The following is a 209-nucleotide window of genomic DNA, read 5'->3' on the forward strand; positions in this document are numbered from 1 at the left end:
TAAGGAACTCGGCAAAATGACCCCGTAACTTCGGGAGAAGGGGTGCTCTGTTAGGGTGCAAGCCCGAGAGAGCCGCAGTGAATAGGCCCAGGCGACTGTTTAGCAAAAACACAGGTCTCTGCGAAGCCGTAAGGCGAAGTATAGGGGCTGACGCCTGCCCGGTGCTGGAAGGTTAAGAGGAGCGCTTAGCGTAAGCGAAGGTGCGAATT

At 56.0% G+C, this 209-nt stretch carries 1 rRNA gene; it reads left to right on the plus strand.

The window, feature by feature from the left end:
- A 23S ribosomal RNA gene (locus NUM_RS17680) occupies window positions 1-209 on the plus strand; the annotation flags it as partial.

Origin of the sequence: Actinocatenispora comari (assembly GCF_017312725.1) — a bacterium.
Taxonomy (GTDB): Bacteria; Actinomycetota; Actinomycetes; order Mycobacteriales; family Micromonosporaceae; genus Actinocatenispora; species Actinocatenispora comari.